Raw genomic sequence first — 20,383 nt, 5'->3', positions numbered from 1 at the left:
CCAACGAGTGGGGACCCCTTGCATTCTAAACCCACTCTCTGGGGGCTGTCCAGAGCTGGTTTGCGAGGGATAGCCAGCTGCGTCCAGAATTTTGCTGAAAACCCGACTGAAAAACGCTTGAAACCCCGACCACGTCAGAGATCGAGGGATAGAACGAGACTATGGGGGTTTCAGCCATTGGCGTTATCCCTCGCAACTGTCACACAATAATCGACCCAGGTGGCTGTGTCAGGGGCACACCGCCCCAAATCTCTACCTGATCCAGCGTGTGTTTCGACACCGGATAAAACCGCACACTGTCTTCCTCCATCTGCACATAGCGACGTAACCGCCGCCGCAACTCCGCATATTTGGCTGGCGACAGCATTAACTCAAACACACTATATTGCACTCGCCGGCCGTAGCCTTCTAGCAGATCTGATATTTTTTTGCGGCGGCGATTCGAGGGAATGTCGTAGGCAACAATATATAAGAGCATGGGCTTAGCGAATTAGATAGGGTTTGAATAGGGTCTGGGGTTCGTAGACAAAGCGTTTATACTCCTGCACCTGGGCCATTAATAGATCCCAACGGGGGCGGGGCAGGGTGCTACTGCTGGTAATTTCGGTTTCCATCCGCACCACAAAGGCTTGCAGATACTTGCGCCGTCCGGAGTCATTTAGGTAACAGCCACCCTTTTGAGGCTCAAAATCGGCCTCGGGATCCATCACCTTGCGATTGACCAGATACAACACCAGCGAATCCACCAGCGGCGCCCGAAAGGGTTCTAATAAATCAGACACCAGGGCGGCGTGTTTGCGAGAGCCCTGGTGCAAACAGGCCTCATAGGGATCCAGGTTTTGGGCTTCGATCAGGCTGTAGAGATGGTTCCACAAAACCTGATAGCCAAAGCTGAGCATGGCATTGACTGGGTCTCTGGGAGGACGGCGGTTGCGTTCGGTAAAGGTAAACCCTGGCTGTACGAAGCAATCGCCCAGGGCGGTAAAGTAGGCGGCGGCCCCGGCCCCTTCGATGCCCATCAGGGCGGCATTGTCTCGGGCTTCGTTCACCTGCCGAATTAAGATGGCCAGTTGCCCTACTGCCTGAGCAATCCCTGGCGTGGGTCGAGTACGGCCCTGCCGCTGCAGTAGCACGCGACTATTCCACAGTTTGGCCTTGACCAAGATCTTGGCGACTCGCAGGCGTTGCACTTCTGAGAGGTCTTGCTGGTAGCGGGCCAGTTGCCGATAGCCCTGGATCATGGGCAGCAGTCGTCCATAGCACTGGCCCATGCGCGATAGATACAGCACTGACACCTGGCGTTGCAGGCAGGCCCGCAAGGCTTGGGTGGTGAGCTGGCAATGACCAAACACCAAAATTTGGTCCACCAGCGGCAGTTGCACCCGCTGGCATATGGCATCGTTGTGTTTGATCAGGAGTTGCTCTTGCTGGAGTTTTACATAGCAACCCTGTTGGGCCACGTAGAGCGTAGACATGGAGCTTCCCTGGCCTGGCCAGAAGGCAATGCATCGAACTGCCGAGGGCTATGCAGAGAACACAGGGGCATGATGTATCTCTACTATGGCGCTGGCCACGGGGGTTGCTAATGAAGGTTGGATGAGATCGTTTGAAGAGATCACCAATGGAACGCTTGTATTGCAAGGGTTGTAGCCATTGGTAAGGCGCTCATGACACTGTTCTGGGGCAGGTATGACGATAATGCATTCCCTAGGGCAGCAAACTCACCACGACAACAACTATCGTCATTCCGGGCAAGCGCAGCGCCACCCGGAATCCAAACAGAGTGCTCTGTTCTCCACCGAGGTTTTCTCTGGATAGGCGCGGCTTCTAGCCGCCAGCCATTAAATTTGAAACTACTGGCCCTTCTCAGCCCAGCTTGGTGATAGCTTCGGTAAACCAAGCCGCCGCCGCCGTATTGGTCTCTGTGCTGAGTTTCTGAATCGTGTCTGTCAATAGGCGAATAGGTATACCCCGCCAGTGCCCGGGACGGCTGGCATTGCTCATACTGCCCCTGCTGATTTAATTTGAAAGGCAAACACCCGCTCCCCTTTGACATCAATCACCCAATATTCGGGAATCCCGAGCGCTTCATAGAGATGCTTTTGCTCATCTAAATCAGACGCCAGAGTGGTATCTGAAATCTCGCCCACCAGATCAGGCACCCGCCAGGTTTGTAAGTCAATTCGGCGCGGATCGCCATCTTGCCAGCGCGGCGTGTTTTCTCCTACATAGAGCACTAGGTCTGGGGCACAGGCTTGAGTTCGGGGTCTCTCCAGCAGGCAACGTCCCAGCGAGCAGATACTGACGGTTGGGATGGGAGAGGGAGGTGGTCATGGCAACCGCTAGATTGCATAGTCCTAGAGTATTACATCTAAAAAATATCCTGATCTAGGCTATTGAGCTCAACGAATACTTGGAGCCAACTACACCGCCAAACGGTTGCCGGTAAGGTTGGTGTATTACGAAGACTGCGATCGCATCGACACCGCATTTCAAGGATGGAGCCGCAAGCAGCAGCAGGCCCTGATTGCGAGTGATATGAATCAACTGCACATTTTGGCTGAGTGCCAGAATGGCAGCCACTGTAAGCATTCCCATGCTGACTGATACTTCGCCGCTGGCTTTCTCCCTTCGACACAACTCAGGACAAGCCGCTCAGCCAGCGGTATAGCTTTCGCTGATACGACGTTCGCTTCGACTCCGCTCAGCGAACGCTGCTCTATTCATTGGTTTCCCACCTGACAGAAAGGCAGAAGGCAGAAGGCAGAAGGCAGAAGGCAGAAGGCAGAAGGCAGAAGGCAGAAGGCAGAAGGCAGCTTGTCCTGTATGACTTTCAGTCAGGCTCCGCCAAGCGCGTAGCGGCCCCGCAGGGGCAACGAAGTCGAACTGCTCGTAGTGTTCGCGTAGCGGCCCCGCAGGGGCAACGAAGCCGAACTGCTTGTCCTGTTCGCGAAGCGGCTCCGCAGGAGCAACGAAGTCGAACTGTTGGCATAGCCTGCCCGGAGGGCATAGGGAAGGCAGCGGATAATCGAGGACTTTAGGACTGTGGCAAGGCTTGGAAATTATGGCCTATACGACAGGCAGACATGTCCCTTTCATCCTTCATCCCTCATCCTTCTGCCTTGGTTGCCGTTTCCATTCAATTAGTTTCCCACTGAGTGGGAAGGGCCACCGAGAAAGCGGCCGAGGAGGCAGGGTACGACCGTTTCCATTCAATTAGTTTCCCACTGAGTGGGAAGGCAGTTCTTCCGCTTCGGTTCCACGGATCGCCGCGAGTTTCCATTCAATTAGTTTCCCACTGAGTGGGAAGAAGAGAGAGTTTCACATTAGAGGATACTTTATCCTGTTTCCATTCAATTAGTTTCCCACTGAGTGGGAAGGGGTCGGCCTCTGGAAGACCTACCACGTCTACATCCTACACCATCATTTCTGGGGGGTCTACTGATCGCCTCTGCAGATGACAAATTTTCTCAAAAGCACCCTGTGGAAAACGTCTGTATCCCTTGCCTGGAAGGCAATCTGGTGGGGTCGACGATAGAATAGGGGTTTCAGCGATCGGTAGACTCCAACAGGACTGGCAGTATTGTTGAGTTAACATGGCCGAATTCCTAGATTTCAATCGCAGAGCCTGGCTGGTGCAGAAAATTACCGGATTCAGCTATCTTTCCCCTGCCACTCCCTGACCGATGGCCGAGTCAATCTTACCGTTGTCGCGACGTGAGTTACTTTGATCGCGATGCAACTTACGTTGATCGCGACAAACCTTACTTTGACTGCGACGTGACATACTTTGGTCGCGATGCGACTTACTCTGAGCCTGATGCGACTTACGTTGATCGGGCCGTGACATACTTTGGTCGGGCCGCGACATACTTTCATCACGACGAAACTTACGTTGATCGCGATGCGACTTACTCTGAGCCTGATGCGACATACGTTGATCGCGACATGAGTAACAACGTTAACGCAGGGCGGTTGTAGACCCGAAAGCGCAGCGCCACCCGGAATCCAGATAGAGGGCTATGCTATCAGCAGACATCCTTAGGCACAGTTCCCCGGAACCTGGATTCCCGCATCCGCGGGAATGACAGGAGAACGTCTTTTTCAGGCAGCAGACCCATCACGAAAAGGTATCCCGTCATTCCGGGTCGCGCTGCGCTTGCCCGGAATCCAGGTACAGCGTTTTTGAAGCTAGTGAGATGTACGGATGGCCATGAAACTCCTGATATCAGTAGGCAGGCTATACCTCACCCAGCAAGAAAATGCTGTAGAGCGCTTTGGGCCTAGCTGAGATTTACGCCTTGGATTCCCGCAGAGGCAAGAATGACAGATAAATGTTTCCCTAGGTGAACGACAGCATTTCCTTGCGGGATTACTGCAAAGACAACAACATTACCTCAGTAAACCCCGCATACCGGCGCTGAAGCTTGCTTGAAAGTTCCCTAGAATTACTCAGGGTTTTTTAGATCCCACTGCCTACAGTAAATGCAGTGGTTCTAACGGGATGACCTACATCAAGAGTCAAGCTGCATCAACACCACCGGAGTCAGCGTGTATCTCGTTCCAGCCAGAGCTGCTATCCGTTCACCTCGTAAAAGGAAGCTAATAGTATGTCCCGGCAAAAACGGAATTCAACGGCGCTGGAACAGGCAGAGCGCCGGCTGGAAAGTCTTCGCTCTATCGCCAGGGATCTGGATCTGGGTAGGGGGCTGAGTGTCCACAACTTCGCTGCCATCCTCGACGATCTCGCTACCAAACTGGCGGCTTACAATACTGCCCTCTCTAACATCGACAAAATGGCCGATGATATTCGGATGGCTGAAAAGGCGGCTAGAGCCATGAGCGAACAAATGCTGATGGGGGTCGGCAGCCACTATGGCAGAACCAGCCAGGAATATGAAATGGCTGGGGGCAGTCGCCGCAAGGGTCACCCCCGGGCCAGGGTAACGGCGAACGTCCCAGCCCCGGTGGTAGTACCTACGACTGAACCGTCTCAGAATGGCGCTAGCGCCACACCGGTTTCTGTCTAAAGGGCTGACGCGATGGCCGTATGACCTCGCTGTGCTTTCGTGAGTAGATAGTGGGTAGTTTCCCTGTAATCCCCCAGAGTTCTCGATCACTCTGGGGTTTTCTGTTGGCGTGACTTCTAGCCGCCAGCTACCTACCTGGTTGACCGACAAAAGATTCTGCATTGGGCGCGGAAACCGCGCCCTTACCAGATTTCGGATGCTGTAGGGGGCAGGTTCCCTGATCCTTTGGATAGTCTGGGTTCTAGCTCCATTCCATCCAGTCAGCCAGATAGGCACCGACAGCTTCTTGATTGTGCAGGTAGTATAGAATCTAGGATTCATTGATGAGTATTGCGAAACTCATCGTCATCTCCTTGACAACATTTAATCTGGGCAACCAGAGGCTCACCCCACAGAAATTTCAAAAGGCATGGCCCGTAGTCGTCATCAGTACTGCTCTCTTCGCTCCCATTTCCCTACACAGTATCATTGTCAGCCCTTAAGCCATGGCTCAACTCACCATTGATTTACCTGCAAGCATCTCCACCGATGAGGCTAAATTGTTTCTCGCCGCCAAACTTTACGAAGTTGGCAAGCTCTCCCTCGGCAAAGCAGCCAAACTCGCGGGCTACTCCAAAAGTAGCTTCATCGAACTCATCAGCAAAATGGATGTCCCTGTCGTCAACTATCCTGCCGATGACCTGGAACAAGAAATCGCTCTATGAATGCGGCTGTCACAAATAGCACCTGCCTGATCGGATTAGAGCGCATCCAACAGTTAGACATGCTGCCCCAAGTATTTACCCCGATTACAATTTCTCCTGCCGTGCAGTCAGAAGTCGGCATTTCTGCTCCCTGGCTCACCATTCAAGCACCGCAAAATCGCGGTATCGTTCGATCTCTCCAAACCCAGATTGACGAAGGCGAAGCAGCAACAATTGCTCTAGCGATGGAACTGGGCGATGTGTTTGTGATTCTCGATGATCTCAGCGCTCGCCGAATCGCCCAACAATTGCAGCTCAAAGTCATCGGTACCGTAGGAATGCTGTTAAGAGCAAAACAGCAGGGCATCATCTCTGAGGTTAAACCGATTCTCGACGCGCTAACCACAGCTAACTTCAGAATTTCAGAAGCCATTGTTCGTAGAGCAATACAGCTTGCAGATGAGGAATAGCTCCGAAGGACCCGGCGATTAAAATCGCCGCTATACAGTCAACGTCGGCCTGCGCCGACTGTAATGCTATCTAGATCAGCTGGCTCAGGCCCCAATCATAGAGGGCGTGTAAGAGAGAAGGCCCCGACGATGATGCATACATCTGATGCAACATGTGCTCCATGGCTCCATGCAGCGCCTCAGCGGTAGTCGAGGCGGTTGAGGGCCAGAGGCGGCAGAGATCGTCTAGGGTCATGGCCTTGGCCTGATGCACCACCTGGTTGCGGGTGTTGCGAATGCGGTCAACCTGATCGTAGTGGGGACCTGGCAATGGGGTTCCTTGACTCTGAAACCAGCGATCGATCAATTGTTTGAAGCCGGGGTGGCGTCCCTGCAGCTCATCGGCATGAAACCATTGGTCGGCTTGGCTACGCAGATACAGCAATCGCTCCAGGGTTTGGGCGAAGCGCATGAAGGCGTCGGTATAGTTGCCCTGACGCAGCAGTAGATATACCAAAAAGCTGCATTCCCACGTCTGGGCCGGAGGACTGTGGCGAATGGCCTCAACCTGGGTTCGCCAGATCTCGATTTGCGTGGCTGGTACGACCTGGTGTAAGGAGCCTGCCTGCAACCACTGGCCTAGACCCTGGGGCTGAAATAGGGCCTCGATCTGCCAGTTGGCGGCCAGGCTCAGCTGCTGGGCTAGACGATAAAGCAGGCGATGGCGGTCTTGATGGGCCATCAGCCATAGGGCGGCCTCTGAAAAGTTGCCCTGCTGCCAGGCGGCAACGATGCGCAGCCGCTCGATGGGCCAGAAGTATTCGCCGATGGAAATGACCTGGTGGTGCTGGGAGCGATTGGCACTCTGGGAGTCACCGGAATAGAGGGGCACCGGTTCAATAGGCACGACTTGCAGGACGGGATATTGCCGCACTAAGGCGGCGGCACAAATATCAAGGCTATGTGCGATCGCAGGTAGTGCCCCTTTGGTTTGAATCAACAGCGTCACCTCTTCAACGCCCTGGGTGTGCTGCACTAAAAAGTCTTCCAAGGCATGACGAATGGCGGTGCTATCGGTAGCGGCGACCACCGGCTCGAATACTGCTACGGTTAATTCGGGCCAGGTCTGCCGGATCTTACCGGCCATCAGCTGCGCTAACCAGTGGGTATCGCGACTGCGATAGCTAGCGTCAGTGGTATCGGGCTGGCGAGTACCCCAGAGCACCACATCGGTCAGCCCCTGGGAGTATTGCGCCTCAATGATCTCATGGTCGAGCAGTAGCTCCACGGGGTCAAAGGTGCCATCGAGGTCATGCCGACAACGGTGATAGTAACGCTGGCCCAGGTCTTGCACACTCCAGGGATAGCCGTCTTGGCAGCCCCGCTGGATGCCTAGTTCGGCATAGAGCCGGTCGGTGTGGCGAGGATGCTGGTTGCGATCGCCATCGGCCCCAAAGCAACACACAGTGCCATCAGCGCAACGCCACCCCACCTGGCGAGTACCGACAGTAATGATCAGGGTTTGCATTTTAGTAGTTTGGCAATAGGGCCTTAAACAATCGGTAAGTAGGTAATGCGATCCTGGAAATCTGTCTCCTCAGAAGCCATTGCGATCAGAATTAATTCTTCTAGTTGCTGACCTAAACTCAGTTCGTTATTAAGAATGAAAATACCGGGAACATGCCGCCCTTGGGCCAGGTGGTCAGCCAAATGGACTGGCATTGATTTTCGATTATTAGTCAATAAAATAAATGAATGTTCCTCGCACCAGCACAGGATATCAGAATCAGACGATTGTATTGAAGGCGTGCCTGGCATGCCGATCCTAAATACAATAACCTCAGGCTCTTGCCGTTGAATCTGCACCTGGTATACGGAATCAACGTTCTCATCCAACAGGTACTTAAGTGTCATCAGCCTATTGCGATGCTGCTTTTTCTGCTTTTAGCTGCCGAAGCTTTAAGACTTGGGGAGGCGGGTTTTGGCGTTGTTCTTCCCGCCTCTGGTGGCTCCACTCCATCCAGTCGGCTAGATAGGCACTGACAGCCTCTTGGTTGTGCAGATAGTACAAAATCGTGGCATATACCTGTTCTAGGCTCAGGGAAGGATAGCTCTGAGCAATAGCTTCAGGCGTACGACAGCGATGGATGAAATCGTAAAGTATTGTCTCAATGCCAACTCTGGTTCCTTTGAGACGAATATCGTCTGGGGCTAAGAAGTCGAAGTAATCTTCTAGTTGCATAGGATGCTCTATCTTATAGCTACAGAAGGCGAAGGCTCATCATTTAATTCTAATATTGTCGTTCAAGTTTTCCAGTAGGTAGGGTGGGCACATTCATTGCCACTGTTCTCAGCCACGGTCGAGGCGTTGGGCTTGCCCACCAATTCTTCGAAAAGGTGGGCATTGAGTAGATGAATGATAAGCACCATTGGGCCTTAGAAAAGGCAATGCCCACCCTACAAATACTACTCTGACACAACAGCGGGTGGGGATTCTAGTGGAGATTGACGACACTTGGTTTTCTCCCGCAGGGAGACCCATGAGGTAGGCGTAGCTATCCGCTGGCTGAGCGGAGTCGAAGTAAGGGCGTGCCCTGAGCGGAGTCGAAGGGCACACTCCAAATAACCACTCCCTCTCCCACCATGCCCTACACCTACATCCTCGAATGTGCCGATGGCAGCTACTACACTGGCAGCACCTGGAATATGGCGCGACGGCTCTGGGAACACCAAGAAGGTCTTGGAGCCAACTACACCGCCAAACGGCTGCCGGTAAGGTTGGTGTATTGCGAAGAATGCGATCGCATCGACACCGCATTTCAGCGAGAAAAGCAAATCCAAGGATGGAGCCGTAAGAAGAAGCTCGCCCTGATTGCAAGTGATATGAATCAACTGCATGTTTTGGCCGAGTGTCAGAACGCTAGCCATCACGAGAATTTGCACGCTGATTGATGTTGCTCCGTTGGCTTCGACTCCGCTCAGCCAACGGATCGGCCAGCGGTAGGCATCGTTCGTTGAATAGCTCACCTAAATGGGAAAATTTGAGCATAGTAGGTAAGGTGGGCAAACTCATCGTCACTGTTCTCAGCCACGGTCGAGGCGTTGGGCTTGCCCACCAATTCTTCGAAAAGGTGGGCATTGAGTAGATGAGTGATAAACATATTGCACCCTAGAAAAGGCAATGCCCACCCTACAAATACTACAAATACTTTTAAGGTAGATTCACAGAGTTCAATGCCCCCCATAATTCAGCTTGAACTCTGCTCATTAAGCTGGAATCTTTGAGAGATTTAAAGTCCTGGCCAGCAATGAAGTTTAAACAATTCAACAGCCGATCTTCCCAGGCTTTTCGATTCTCTTTACATCCCCAAGCTCGAAAGACTTCTTTCTCATTTAAACCTAAGAGTCTGTGGAATTGTTGATTACGAACTCCCTTAGCGCCTTTCCAAATAACCTTGACGTTTTCATTTTCTGAAGCGTCGGGATGAACTGCCTGAAAGAGATTGAACAGCTCCTGACTATAAAGCATAAAGTTGGCTTCTTTATTCTTTTCTCTCTTTTCTGCTAATTTACTTTTCAGATAATCTGGCAAATGACTATCCTCTCTAAGGAATACAATTGGAGCCCCTTTCTTATCTTCTTTGATATCATCTGGATAATACCACTTGGCCCAGTTACTTAGCATACCTTCTGCAGCCCGAAAGCTATGGAAGAGTGCTTCTACTGTATTTCCCTGTTCCAAACGGATCATAGCTAGATAGGCTGATTCGTATCCAGCCCACCACCATTCTTGAGTTCTTTCTTGAAGCTCTAATGGTAGTGATTCACTAAATTGCTTAAACTGAGCTTGATTCCATAAAATGGCAGAATTCAAAAGACTATCAATCTTAGAACCCAATGGATCATCTGACGTCAATAAACCATGTCTGAGTAGTTCTTGTACGCCGACATAGTCATGGCGTAACAGCAGTCTCTTAGCTTCCTGTAGTCGAATCCCTCGTAGATAGGTGGAGCTTGATATCAGTTCTGATGAATTTTCCTGGAATTCATTGCTAACTAAGAACTGAACTTTGTCCGCAAACTTAGTTAAGGTAACAAACTGAACTGCTGATGATAAGGCAGGTATCCCGCCCTGATGACTAACATAAATCGTTTTATGGCTCTTATCATCGATATCAGCCATGAGAGCCTGTATCAGAGATAAGGTGCTATCCCAGTGATCTAATCCCAGGACCTCTATGGTTTCTCCTTGAGGTTCTGGTCGCACAATTAGATAGTCTTGACTGACATCAGGGAATTTCTGATTTAGATAAAACTCAAGAATAGGCTTTAGTTCACAGGTGTCTTGCCAATAGGCATGATGAGTCTTACGTCTGGCTGCAGGCTGTAGATGAGCCTGATCGGTTAGTAGGATGATGATGTGTTCAGGATATGATGTCCTAAATTGTCCACAAAGGGTTTCTAACCGAGGTAGGCAAAGATCAGAGCTATATGTTTCAAGCTGACTTGAATAGACAATTCCTAGCGCTCTTACCGGAAAAGCAAAAAAATCGGCTCCATTCGGCATCTTAACGATTGATGGTCTAAAGTGAGGCAAGTCTCTAGTCTTAGCCTGAGCTTGCCGTTCTAATGAATTCCAATTTCGGTCAGACTTTAGCAGCACATCACTGCTGCCAATGGTTAAAATCCAGGTCGTCATAAGCATTGAGTAATATTAGATTTGCATTGAGCCTGGTAAATTTGGGCTTCGATTCCCTTCGACACAGCTCAGGATAAGCTGCTTAGCTACCGGAGAGGCACATCAACTTGCCTAGCCAAAATACTCATAGGAATGCTTACGGCCAGAGTTTCTGAAACATGGTTTGTTGGGTTTCTAGAAAATCAAGAAAGTCAAGAAACTCTGGTGAGTCATTGGGAAATAGTGTCAGTAATTCCAGATACTCAGGGCGAGATCTCATTTTGGCGATTGGCTTACCATCAGGATCTTCAGGGTTCCTCACCAGTCTGACGATGGGATACATGCGATGCCATAAGCGGCCAATACGATTAAGCTTCCCGGTGACTGAGGTTTGCTTGATCGTGCCTTCCAGAATATTAGCTGTCGGCATAGCCGGTCGATAGGGACCATGCAACCATTCCACTGCACGACTATCTTCTGCTTCCCTGGCGACGCGCCCCCAGACCTGGACGTTCTGAGGATGCCAGGCTTCTCGCCAGGTTTTAGCCCATTGTCTAGAGTTCGCTTTTTGTAGTTGCACCCAGGTTCTAGCGACTTTTCTGATTGCCTGGAGGAAGGTAGCAATATTTTCAAGCTTCCTGACTTTGTAGTTGCGAGTTAGGGACTGTTCAGACCATTGCCAATGGCAGCCAATGAGTGGCTTTGCATCTTGCTCAGCATAATCGGGGTAAAAAATCCGATGATCGGCCCGTCGCCAGGACTTGCCGAACCCGCCGAAGACCATGGCAAAGTGCATCAGCGCTTTAATCAAGTTAGATAAAGCCTTGCGCTGATTGGGATCTGCCAGGGGACGGTTAAGCATCCAGTACAGATCCCCTTCTACTTCATAGGTTGGTTGTTCCCATCTGCCTCGGCCATAGCTGCCGATTATTTCGCGACAGGGCTGGAAACTCATGGCTAGCAGGCCCACATCTCCGCTCCCCTGCACACTACCGAAGAGCTCATTGACTAACCGTTCAGCATTGGTGGCATCGGTCAAGCCACCAAACAAGCGCAGGGCATGGCCTCGGATCGCCGCTCGAAAAATATTGGGTCGAAACTCCCCTGTCTCATCTACATCTAATAGTTTGGGAGCTTGCCCCTGTCCTTTAAGACGACATTTGAATAGAGTCTGTCCCGCATGGTCTGCAACTTGACCGTAGCCTGCACTAACGCGACATCCCAGTCCACTCGATAACCCCCGCTCCCAAATTTGCCAAATAGTGTCCCATTCGGTGTCGTCCAGCAGTTCAGTGCTGGAAATGCCAAACTGTAGTTCAGGTCGGTATAGGGAGACTTGGGCGAAGGCGCTGGTCGTTTTTTCCCGCTGTACCTGGCGCTCTTGTTGGGGATGAATGATATCCACTAATCGGTCAGTCCACTGAGTGTTAGTGGGATAGCCCCCATGGAAACGTAGAATCCCTGGTTGCCAGTCCTTACCTGATAACTCTTTGCCACAGTAGCGCTCTGCTTGATCTTTGTTACAAGCTTGGCGAAAGACACCTTTCATACTGCTGCCAGGATAAAAGGGCCAGCCAAAGGAGCCAATCACTGGCCGGATGATGCCGTCATCTTGACCACCATTGGTGACAAATCGCCAATTGAGCTGATATGAACGAGTCTGAACTGTTAAATCGAAGACTGGTGGGCTTGGGTAGGCTTTCTCGACCCACTCACTCACCCATCGCTCTGAATCTTGAGCCTCATTACTCTTATTGCGATCGGTATATACTCTCTGGAGTTGGCAGCGACCTTCTACCTGGGCCCGAAACATCATGGGCACCTTCTTAGCCATATCAGGGATTTGAGCCATTGGCCTTAGCACCTCCTTTATACCGTTGGGTCCACCACACCAGCGCATCACAGAGTTGTGTGAGTACGGCTAGGGCTACACGCTGCTTTTTAAGGTCTAATTCCCAAAGCCTTTCGGACATGCTTTGGATGCCGCTGGTGTCTGAATAGCTGACATCATCGTTGGGAATTTCGATTCCAGCGATATCCATCACTCGCACAAAGGCATCCCAGGTTTCTTTCCAGTAGATCGATTTATTTCGCTCTTTCTCTTGCAGTCGCAGATGTTCACCCCAGAAACGCTCTAAGCCATAGGGGATGGCCATACGCATTTTGTGCCCTTGATTGAGGGATGCCTTCTTGGAACGCTCAGCTTTTGGCAGAGCTTCATCCCGCCGTCGAGCAGATAAGACGAGTTGTTGGGCTTCTCGGTCTAAGCCATAGGAATTCCAGGCCATGATTAATACTTACCTCCAATCGTGACTTGGCAGCGACCAAAACCCACGGATTCTAGGCCGCCAAAGTAGAGTTCTTCAGTCTTCTCTCCCGCTTCAAAAGGTTGCCAGCCGGTTTGTTTAAGGGCAATGGGGAAAATCAAGATACTACCTTCTGGCAGGGCTTCTACGTTAAAGAACGCACCTTTTTCAGTATCAACCTTCTTCATGTCATCCACGAGTTTGACCCGACTTTGGCGGTAGAGGGCCATATCGTGCAACATGGCAATATCACCATCTGCAACGACAACGGTTAAGTTAGGATCGATCAGCTTTTTATCTGTTCCCTCTTTATTGGGCACCCAGGCAGATAGATCCGCTTCGCGCTCGATTTCTAAAAAGCCAAGGTTAAAGAATAGAACTTTCTTGGTAGTGTCTACTTGACGACCTGGCAAGCCCCTAGGAGCCGTGTAGGGATCTGGTATTTCAGCCTCTATCTGCCTGATTCGCCCATAGCGCTTCAGCAAGTAGGGACATGTGATCCAGACGATGGGTTGCCCAGGACAAAAAACCGGCAGCCATACCAGCGAGGCATGCTCAAACTTAACGATGGCTTCTGTAGTGCCACCGTCTTCCCGTCCTTCAATGGCTTCATGGCCATACCAGGTGTTCTCATCTTCTGATCCTGAGCGCATATCAGCTCGGAACCGGCCGCGAATGGAACTACCAGGAATGATGCCAGTCTGCGTAAATTGATCGCGAAAAATGAGATTCAGGTTACCACTTTCCTCCCCAGCGCTGGCCCCAACATGCAGGGGGGCTAGGGTTTCGATAATGCCGTAGGCCTTTGCATACATGACGTTAACTCCTAGAAATTTCAACGGGTAGGCTGAGATTGCAGCCCAAGTGTTTTAGGGGAAAGCCTTCTTTGGGAAACCAGTCCTCTGGCCAATCCCACCAGGATTTACCCAGAGGGTCTTTGAAGACATAGACCGTACCCGTAGGGACTGCGTAGCGTCCCCGGCTTAGGCGTCCGGCTTTGCGCATGGGGCCGGTTTGATACTCCCCAGATTGGCTACCCAGGCGATAGCGATAGGGATTGGGGCGATCGGTCAGCATCATGGGACGTCGTTCAGAAAAGTCTGAGTGCCTGGGATAGCGCAGCGAGAGATGGTTGGAGCCCCATATGCCAGGCCCGATCAGAGCAAAGGAATCCTCAATGGGGCGTTGCAACAACTCCACGATGGGGCTGGTCTCATCCAGTTCATGGCTCGAGATTTCAACCAGATGACTTTCTCCTCCAAAGCGATACCACCCTGGCTTGAGGGCAATGGTGGATAAATACACCAGGCAAGTTTCGTCATAGCCGCCGTCCCATTGATTGGGCTGCATTTGCACGGCGTTTTCTAAAAACAAGCCATTCTCGTCGCGGACATGGCGTTCATCAGATTTGAGGCTGGGATGCAGCATGGGCACATGGGTCCAGACATCTTTAGCGGCGGCCTGGTTTGCCTTGATTTCATCTGGAGAGTAGTCCCAGGTATCGATGCGCTGCCAGTGATAGTCTGCTTCTATATCTGGATGGGTAGTTTCGTCGCGCCACCAGTGGTAGTTGCGAATTTCCCATTGATCTGTGTCCTTGTCGCCCAGAATCTTATGGCGGGGAACTGGAATGTAGAAATTGTGGGGGTCGCTGACATTGGCCCAGAAGGGACCTGCCACAAATAGCTGCTCTCGCAACTGGTCCTGAGTCAGATTTTCAGCCTCTAGGTGTCCAGTTTTTAATGCACTAAAGATGAGCCCAGCGAGGGTAGAGGCATCGGGGGGAAATTTAGTCCCCGCTAGCCCTACCAGATTCTCAGGGGTTAGGAAGGCCCCGGCACTGCCGTAGAGAAACCCCAATGGAGAAATGGTAATCAGGTGAGTAAACATAACGATTTCGGATAAATGAGAGATGCTGTCACAGACCGATTAGGCTGAGCCTAGATACCAGCCCACTTGAATTGCCCCTTCAATCCAATCGATCATGGCCCTGGGGTTATCATCATTGCCTAAAATGTCTTGGCTATGATTCAGCAGGTACTGCTTATAACCGGGAAAGTAAATCTCGAAAAACTCGATGGCAATTTGCTGGTCGATGTGCTCTTCGCTGGCTTTGACGGGAATGGCATGGCGGGCTTTCAAGTGTTGCCAGTCGGTGAGGAGATGTACCCAGTTAGGGGTTTCGTCCCAGCGCTTGCCGTTGCGATCGCAATATCCTGTCAATACGCCTAAATCTTGCCAGCGGCAGGTCCATTGCACCGACTGGCCGCTATTGAACACAATTCGAATCGTGACTCGATCACGCCCAAGCCGTTTAGAGCGTTTTTGGGCTTGGCGGCAATGTTGTAGCACATCTCGTTGGGGCACATGTGGAGAAACCCAAACAAACCCGACACTTACGGTGAGGTCATAGCCATGTTGTTGCCATTGGGCGTTCAATCCCATCAACCACTCCAAGGCTGCTTTGGGGGCTAATGGGTGATCGGGAGATTGGCCATAGAGTACTCCCAGGAAGTCGTCCCCACCGGCATAAATGACGCGCCCCTTCTGCTTAGGCATAGACTGGCTAAAGGTTTTTCCCCACTGCCGCATGGCCTGACTAAAGTCGGCAATAGCCTGATCTCCAGACTTGGCAATTTCCTTGAGGTGATCGCCTACTTTATCGCCATCCCCCATGAACCAGCCGGTCCACTGCCCCTTGCCATCACGAGTGTTGCGATGGATATCGGTAAAGCCGGATTCCAGTTCAGTAATGCCTAGCTTTTTAGCGAGTTGCGGCCAAGTGACTAGGCGTTTAACCAACTCAGGCACGCTCAGGCGTTCATTGGAGGCTAAAAATCGCCCTGTCGTGTCGTCTTCACCGGTACCAGGGTGGCTGAGAGATTTATCTAGCACTTGATAAAAGCTATCAAGCTGCTGCTTTTCAGCAGTTGCAATCGGCCACCCCGGATCAGAATTGAATGCTCCCAGGCCTGGCCAGGCAATGGCATCCACCCCAGATAGGCTAGAGCTTTCACCGACCCAGTTTACGGCGACCCAATCCCGACGTAATTTTCGAGTTTCCAAGTCATCCATGGCAGCTTGAATAGAATTGCCATGGCCCCAAAACACCTCCCAGTGATAGCGTCCCCATTTATCCCACACCTCTTGCCAGTGATAGCTGTCAGGGGGAAAGGTTGACTGCAAACGCCTTTCAACCCAATTACGAGAGTCGTCTAAGATTTTTTGCCAGGATTGCAGCAAGGTTTGCTGGGCTAAATTGCGAGGGTAATCGCCGCGAATCAAGATGCGATTAGGCATGCCCTGCTGCAAATTAACTGATGCCGGAGAAATGACGCTGCAATTCTCGGGTTTAGCTTCAACCAGTTGTTTAGCTAGATAAGACAGCAGTCCTGAGGCTCCATAGAGATCTCGCAACTTACGCGATTTTTCAATGAATCCTTGAACTGGGGCGAAGCTGATGGCCGTGTAGATTGTCTCAGTCATGCCATCACCTCTTGCTGGGAGACATGATGCGAGTTCCTTAAGGCAGGATCATGCAACAAACCCCAGATCTTGGCTTGCCAGAATGCTGTTGACACAGTACCTATCCTCGGAAAGTGCCTGAGTTAGCGCCCAATTTAACAAGGGACCATCGAGAGGCGCTCTTAAAGGCTGATATCTTCACAAATGCCGATCGTCATCTAAAGCGCTGATATATTAGAGCTTCTACAGGCCAGGCCAGCCATCAGGAATATTTTCTTTTAATTGACATGCAGCCATAATGGGCAACACTCCGCCAAGCTCCTACACAGAACCGTCCGCGCTCGAGCGGCTGATGGTGTTGATTGCCACCCTGGTGCGCCACCCCGGCGTGGGGCCCCCGACCCCGATGATCACACCCCCGGCGACCATGACGCCGCCGCCGCCATCGTGCAAACAATGCAACAGACGGCTCAATGGCTTGGCATTATCTTGCCTGACTACTCAGTCCACACCATTCGCAAAGATCTCAAAACCCTGCGCCGCTACGGCATCCTAGAACAGCGCATGTATCGCTGGGGTTACTATTTAGGCAGCGGCGTCTTCACCAGCGACGAACTGCGCGCCGCCCTGCAAGCCCTGGCCAGCCAAGCCCAACACCAAGGCGACCCACGTATCCGCAAACTCTACAGCACCCTAGAACGCCGCCTGCGAGGCCTGAATCTAGAACTCCAGGGCCAGCTATTCTACCCGGTGCGCACTCACCTTAGCCGCACCATCGTCTACACCGACCCTGATGAGATGATGGCCAAGGGGCACTATCGCCGCACCCTATTTCATGCCCTAGATGTTGTGGAACGTGCGATCGCAACCGGCCAATCCCTAGAGTTAATGCGTCATCGCGACCCCTACGGCAGCATGGGCACAGGCCACCTCACCGTCTATCCCCTGCAGCTGATCTACGCTGACACCGCCTGGTATCTCCTCTATGAGCATCTGCACAATCAGCATTTAGAGATCGCCCGGGTCGATCGCCTCAGTGAGCAGGTTACAGCCTTGGACTATGAGTGCCGCAGTCTGCAGGCACAAACTCAACGCCTAGAAGTAGCCCACCAATTATTAAAGCAGGGGTGGGGGCTCTACCTAGGCACCTCAGAAGAGCAACAACAAGAACGTTCGGGCCAGGGCAAACTGGTCTCGGTAAAGGTGCGCTTCTTCCATCCGGTAGCTGAATTCATCCTAGAAGGAGAACGTCGTCACCCCAGTCAGCGCCTCAGAAGAGGGCACACCCAGGGGGACCCCCATGTCGATTTCTCGGTGCAACTGCCACCGCGATCCTTGCGAGAATTCAGCCATTGGGTCAATCGCTTCATGCACTTGGCCCAGATTTTGACCCCCAAGGAACTAGCTGCCCAACATCGACAGAATGCCTTGGCCCTGGCCCAGCGCTACGCCCCAGATAGCCCCTGACTGAGTTTTCCTAGCTGCAAACCGACGACTACCGGATATTTACGGAATCAGGGCTGATGGTCATGAAGTATTCTCTATAGGAGCATCGCCCATGCAAGCCGACCGATAGCTATCGCCACAACATGCTGTGCGATGGCCAGCTAGTCAGCCCCTTAATCTAGCCGTTGACCGATCTAGCTATTGCTCACCTGGCTGGCAAACGCTACGTACACCATCAGCCATCAAGAGGACATTATGAGCATCGATATCGTCGCCTTCATTTTCGGAGCTATCTTACTGTCCACGGGCCTGTGGGGCGGTGGGCTATCTATTAGAGATATCTCCATTCCCAAAATTGGAACCATCCCCCGCGCCGCCTCCATCGGCATGGGAATCTTTATTATTCTGATGGGCATTGGCCTCAGCGAGGTTTCCCCTGTAGACACCAGCGAGGAGAGTACTCCCACCGAGGATTCGACCACCGATGCCACCGAATCCACTGAAGGACCTGACCCCCCAACTCCAGCACCGACCCCCATCAGTAATCCCCCTACCCCAGAACCGACATCAGCATCCGCAACCGATCCCGATCAGGCCTTCCGAGCTCAGGTGGGCCAGCAGTTGGTTGCCGTCAGCGAGCAGGCCGGCCTAAATGGCTTTGATCTCACCCATGAACCCTACCTAGGCCAACTGGCAGACAACACCCAAGAACCAATCACCCTGGATCTGCGCGGTGGCGTTTCCTATGGCATCATCGGCGTCTGTGACAGTGATTGTGGCGATATGGACCTAGAACTCTATGATGAGAACGGCAACTTAATTGACTCGGATACGGAGACAGATGCTATGCCCATTGTGGAAGTCACTCCCCAATGGGATGGCCCCTTCACCATCAATGTGATTATGCCGAACTGCGCCGCTCCTTATTGTTACTACGGCCTCGGTGCCTTCGGCCAGTAGTCGCAACTGCGCTCCTCCCCTCTCTGCACTTCGCTTTTCCGTCAGCCTGCATCCTGCGGAAGGACTGTCGACTAGCCGTTGTGGATTTTGTCATATCGGCAAGGCAATGGTAGACCTCGGTAAGAGGATATTTGGAAAGTACCCTGCGACCTTGCTCCAGACTGGATTCTGGCCAACAGAGTCGTACGCTCTAAAACGCTTACCCGGCAGGACTTTCAGCCGAGTTTTCAAATGTCCTCTAAGACCGCACTTAGTTTCCCAGGCCAGAGAGCTTGCCCGGGGAAATTTCGCTTTCCCCGGACCCCTACGACCAGGGCGTTCCACTTGTGGTGAGCGCAGTCGAACTACCGCCCTGGACCCCGCGGAAGGGCATATCGGTGAGTAGTGATGGATCGCGTTGCATCGGCAAGGAAGTGAGGGGCTTGTTTCCCTTTTGCTCAACCCATGATGAGAGTAAGAGCCTGGCATGCCCTCACTCAAACCCTAAAACTTCAAAATTCAAAATTCAAAATTCAAAACTTCTCATCACCCCATCACCCCATTACCCATCCACTCGTCACTCTCCACTCGTCACTCTCCACTCGTCACTCTCCACTCCACCCCTCAGGGCTCAGGTGCATCCGTGACTCGATAACGCTGCACCAGCCCCGTTACAATGGCCAGACCAAAGATGCCGAGTAGGGCAAATCCCAGTAGCAGTTTGCCCCCTTCTAAGATCCCGGCTCCCAGGGCCACAATCGGCGGGTTAGAGATGGCAATACTCAGCACCAGGGCCGGAGCAAATTTCAGCCAGGGCGCTTTCGTTAACCCAACCCCGTAGCAGACGAAATCGAAAAAGCCGGTCATTAAAAAGCCGGTCATGAGGAAGAAATTGCGTTCTAGGTGTCGCTGACTCAGGGTATCGACCCGAGTCATGAGGCGCTCTCCCACCAGGCGTTGCACCAGTTGACGACCGTAGCGTCGCGACAGGCAAAAACTCAGGCAGCAAGATAGCAGATCCGCCAGGCAAATGACAGCTAACCCCTGGCTGAAGCCCAATAGACCACCGGAGAGCACAGAATAGGCTGTCCCCGGCAAAGCCGGAACCACCACACTGGTGAACCGCAAACAGAAAATAGCTAAGGGACTCCACATCCCCAGCTGGTCCACCTGGGCTCGGATCTGGGCCATGCCGTAGTGGTTAATCAGCCAAATTGCCAGGACAATCAGGAGTCCAAGGGCAATGAACTTGAGACGACTCAGACTGCGACGGGATAGCACCGGATGGGTCAACAGAGCCTACTGACAGGGATGGGAAGCTAAGCTCTCCTGGGCTCATTGTAGGACCTAGACGTCATCCTATGGCTAAGGGAACTCAACTCCCCAT

The 20,383-nt window shown here is 52.1% G+C and carries 23 protein-coding genes and 1 CRISPR repeat array (1 of these 24 cut by a window edge); of the genes, 7 read left to right on the top strand and 16 right to left on the bottom strand.

Translation table 11 applies throughout. The features are described from left to right. A CRISPR array of direct repeats spans positions 1-15; the repeat unit is 36 nt; it reaches 705 nt to the left of the window's first position. 184 nt (positions 16-199) lie between these two features. From cas2 to XM38_RS26940, 4 genes are all read right to left on the bottom strand, one after another. Beyond that, positions 200-478 (bottom strand): CRISPR-associated endonuclease Cas2, encoded by a 279-nt coding sequence (gene cas2 / locus XM38_RS10390; RefSeq protein WP_080813406.1) that lies wholly within the window; start codon positions 476-478, stop codon positions 200-202. A 4-nt stretch (positions 479-482) separates the two neighbouring features. After that, the gene (gene cas1 / locus XM38_RS10385) at positions 483-1,475 is read right to left on the bottom strand and encodes a CRISPR-associated endonuclease Cas1 (protein ID WP_080813407.1); all 993 of its coding nucleotides are present in this window, start codon (positions 1,473-1,475) and stop codon (positions 483-485) included. A 391-nt stretch (positions 1,476-1,866) separates the two neighbouring features. Next, positions 1,867-2,004 (bottom strand): hypothetical protein, encoded by a 138-nt coding sequence (locus XM38_RS26945; protein ID WP_225889284.1) that lies wholly within the window; start codon positions 2,002-2,004, stop codon positions 1,867-1,869. Continuing rightward, the gene (locus tag XM38_RS26940; protein WP_256995584.1) at positions 2,001-2,237 is read right to left on the bottom strand and encodes a Uma2 family endonuclease; all 237 of its coding nucleotides are present in this window, start codon (positions 2,235-2,237) and stop codon (positions 2,001-2,003) included. The genes XM38_RS26945 and XM38_RS26940 overlap by 4 nt, the downstream gene beginning before the upstream one ends. Before the next feature lie 217 nt (positions 2,238-2,454). Between XM38_RS26940 and XM38_RS25905 the strand changes: the two genes are divergently transcribed. Next, entirely contained in the window at positions 2,455-2,607 is a 153-nt protein-coding gene (locus tag XM38_RS25905) for a hypothetical protein (RefSeq protein WP_187329359.1), read from the top strand. Positions 2,608-3,658: 1,051 nt separating this feature from the next. Here the strand turns inward: XM38_RS25905 and XM38_RS10375 are convergent. After that, positions 3,659-3,934 carry a hypothetical protein gene (locus XM38_RS10375; RefSeq protein ID WP_137455068.1) on the bottom strand — a complete coding sequence of 92 codons (276 nt, stop codon included), beginning with the start codon at positions 3,932-3,934 and terminating at the stop codon, positions 3,659-3,661. Positions 3,935-4,610: 676 nt separating this feature from the next. Here XM38_RS10375 and XM38_RS10370 point away from each other — a divergent pair. The 3 genes from XM38_RS10370 to XM38_RS10360 all read left to right on the top strand — a co-directional run bounded on the left by XM38_RS10370 (position 4,611) and on the right by XM38_RS10360 (position 6,183). Next, positions 4,611-5,030 carry a hypothetical protein gene (locus XM38_RS10370; RefSeq protein WP_088429762.1) on the top strand — a complete coding sequence of 140 codons (420 nt, stop codon included), beginning with the start codon at positions 4,611-4,613 and terminating at the stop codon, positions 5,028-5,030. 485 nt (positions 5,031-5,515) lie between these two features. After that, positions 5,516-5,734: a UPF0175 family protein gene (locus XM38_RS10365; RefSeq protein ID WP_080813411.1), complete on the top strand. Its 219-nt coding sequence runs from the start codon at positions 5,516-5,518 to the stop codon at positions 5,732-5,734. Then, on the top strand, positions 5,731-6,183 hold the full coding sequence (locus tag XM38_RS10360; RefSeq protein WP_080813413.1) for a PIN domain-containing protein: 453 nt from the start codon (positions 5,731-5,733) through the stop codon (positions 6,181-6,183). Before XM38_RS10365 ends, XM38_RS10360 begins: the two co-directional genes overlap by 4 nt. A 70-nt stretch (positions 6,184-6,253) precedes the next feature. Here the strand turns inward: XM38_RS10360 and XM38_RS10355 are convergent, their stop codons facing one another. The 4 genes from XM38_RS10355 to XM38_RS27645 all read right to left on the bottom strand — a co-directional run bounded on the left by XM38_RS10355 (position 6,254) and on the right by XM38_RS27645 (position 8,592). Next, entirely contained in the window at positions 6,254-7,690 is a 1,437-nt protein-coding gene (locus XM38_RS10355) for a hypothetical protein (RefSeq protein WP_088429760.1), read from the bottom strand. A gap of 23 nt (positions 7,691-7,713) precedes the next feature. Beyond that, entirely contained in the window at positions 7,714-8,076 is a 363-nt protein-coding gene (locus XM38_RS10350) for a DUF5615 family PIN-like protein (RefSeq protein WP_080813417.1), read from the bottom strand. 4 nt (positions 8,077-8,080) lie between these two features. Further along, the gene (locus XM38_RS10345; protein WP_080813419.1) at positions 8,081-8,404 is read right to left on the bottom strand and encodes a DUF433 domain-containing protein; all 324 of its coding nucleotides are present in this window, start codon (positions 8,402-8,404) and stop codon (positions 8,081-8,083) included. A gap of 62 nt (positions 8,405-8,466) precedes the next feature. Then, positions 8,467-8,592, bottom strand: a complete 126-nt coding sequence (locus tag XM38_RS27645) for a hypothetical protein (RefSeq protein WP_256995583.1) — start codon at positions 8,590-8,592, stop codon at positions 8,467-8,469. A gap of 213 nt (positions 8,593-8,805) precedes the next feature. Here XM38_RS27645 and XM38_RS10340 point away from each other — a divergent pair, with 213 nt between their 5' ends. Beyond that, a complete protein-coding gene (locus XM38_RS10340) occupies positions 8,806-9,114 on the top strand; it encodes a GIY-YIG nuclease family protein (RefSeq protein ID WP_088429758.1) in 309 nt (102 codons plus the stop codon). 259 nt (positions 9,115-9,373) lie between these two features. Here the strand turns inward: XM38_RS10340 and XM38_RS10335 are convergent, their stop codons facing one another. From XM38_RS10335 to XM38_RS10310, 6 genes are all read right to left on the bottom strand, one after another. Next, a complete protein-coding gene (locus tag XM38_RS10335) occupies positions 9,374-10,861 on the bottom strand; it encodes a hypothetical protein (RefSeq protein WP_088429756.1) in 1,488 nt (495 codons plus the stop codon). Positions 10,862-10,997: 136 nt separating this feature from the next. After that, entirely contained in the window at positions 10,998-12,692 is a 1,695-nt protein-coding gene (locus XM38_RS10330; RefSeq protein ID WP_080813425.1) for an RAMP superfamily protein, read from the bottom strand. Then, positions 12,676-13,128, bottom strand: a complete 453-nt coding sequence (locus XM38_RS10325) for a hypothetical protein (protein ID WP_080813426.1) — start codon at positions 13,126-13,128, stop codon at positions 12,676-12,678. The genes XM38_RS10330 and XM38_RS10325 overlap by 17 nt, the downstream gene beginning before the upstream one ends. 2 nt (positions 13,129-13,130) lie before the next feature. Beyond that, entirely contained in the window at positions 13,131-13,961 is an 831-nt protein-coding gene (locus tag XM38_RS10320) for an RAMP superfamily CRISPR-associated protein (protein ID WP_088429754.1), read from the bottom strand. Between the two features lie 4 nt (positions 13,962-13,965). Next, positions 13,966-15,036 carry a type III-B CRISPR module-associated Cmr3 family protein gene (locus tag XM38_RS10315; protein ID WP_088429752.1) on the bottom strand — a complete coding sequence of 357 codons (1,071 nt, stop codon included), beginning with the start codon at positions 15,034-15,036 and terminating at the stop codon, positions 13,966-13,968. Between the two features lie 39 nt (positions 15,037-15,075). Further along, the gene (locus XM38_RS10310) at positions 15,076-16,632 is read right to left on the bottom strand and encodes a Cas10/Cmr2 second palm domain-containing protein (RefSeq protein WP_088429750.1); all 1,557 of its coding nucleotides are present in this window, start codon (positions 16,630-16,632) and stop codon (positions 15,076-15,078) included. A 261-nt stretch (positions 16,633-16,893) separates the two neighbouring features. Between XM38_RS10310 and XM38_RS10305 the strand changes: the two genes are divergently transcribed. Together XM38_RS10305 and XM38_RS10300 are read left to right on the top strand one after the other, a co-directional pair. After that, positions 16,894-18,078: a helix-turn-helix transcriptional regulator gene (locus XM38_RS10305; RefSeq protein WP_202978868.1), complete on the top strand. Its 1,185-nt coding sequence runs from the start codon at positions 16,894-16,896 to the stop codon at positions 18,076-18,078. Positions 18,079-18,312: 234 nt separating this feature from the next. Further along, positions 18,313-19,017: a hypothetical protein gene (locus tag XM38_RS10300; RefSeq protein ID WP_137455067.1), complete on the top strand. Its 705-nt coding sequence runs from the start codon at positions 18,313-18,315 to the stop codon at positions 19,015-19,017. A gap of 603 nt (positions 19,018-19,620) precedes the next feature. On the opposite strand, the gene XM38_RS10295 is transcribed toward XM38_RS10300, so the two are convergent. Then, positions 19,621-20,259: a TVP38/TMEM64 family protein gene (locus tag XM38_RS10295; protein ID WP_088431629.1), complete on the bottom strand. Its 639-nt coding sequence runs from the start codon at positions 20,257-20,259 to the stop codon at positions 19,621-19,623. Between the last annotated feature and the right edge of the window lie 124 nt (positions 20,260-20,383).

It is taken from the genome of Halomicronema hongdechloris C2206 (assembly GCF_002075285.3).
GTDB lineage: Bacteria > Cyanobacteriota > Cyanobacteriia > Phormidesmidales > Phormidesmidaceae > Halomicronema_B > Halomicronema_B hongdechloris.
The sequence above is the reverse complement of the archived record's forward strand: the minus strand, read 5'-3'. Positions and strand labels throughout refer to the sequence as shown.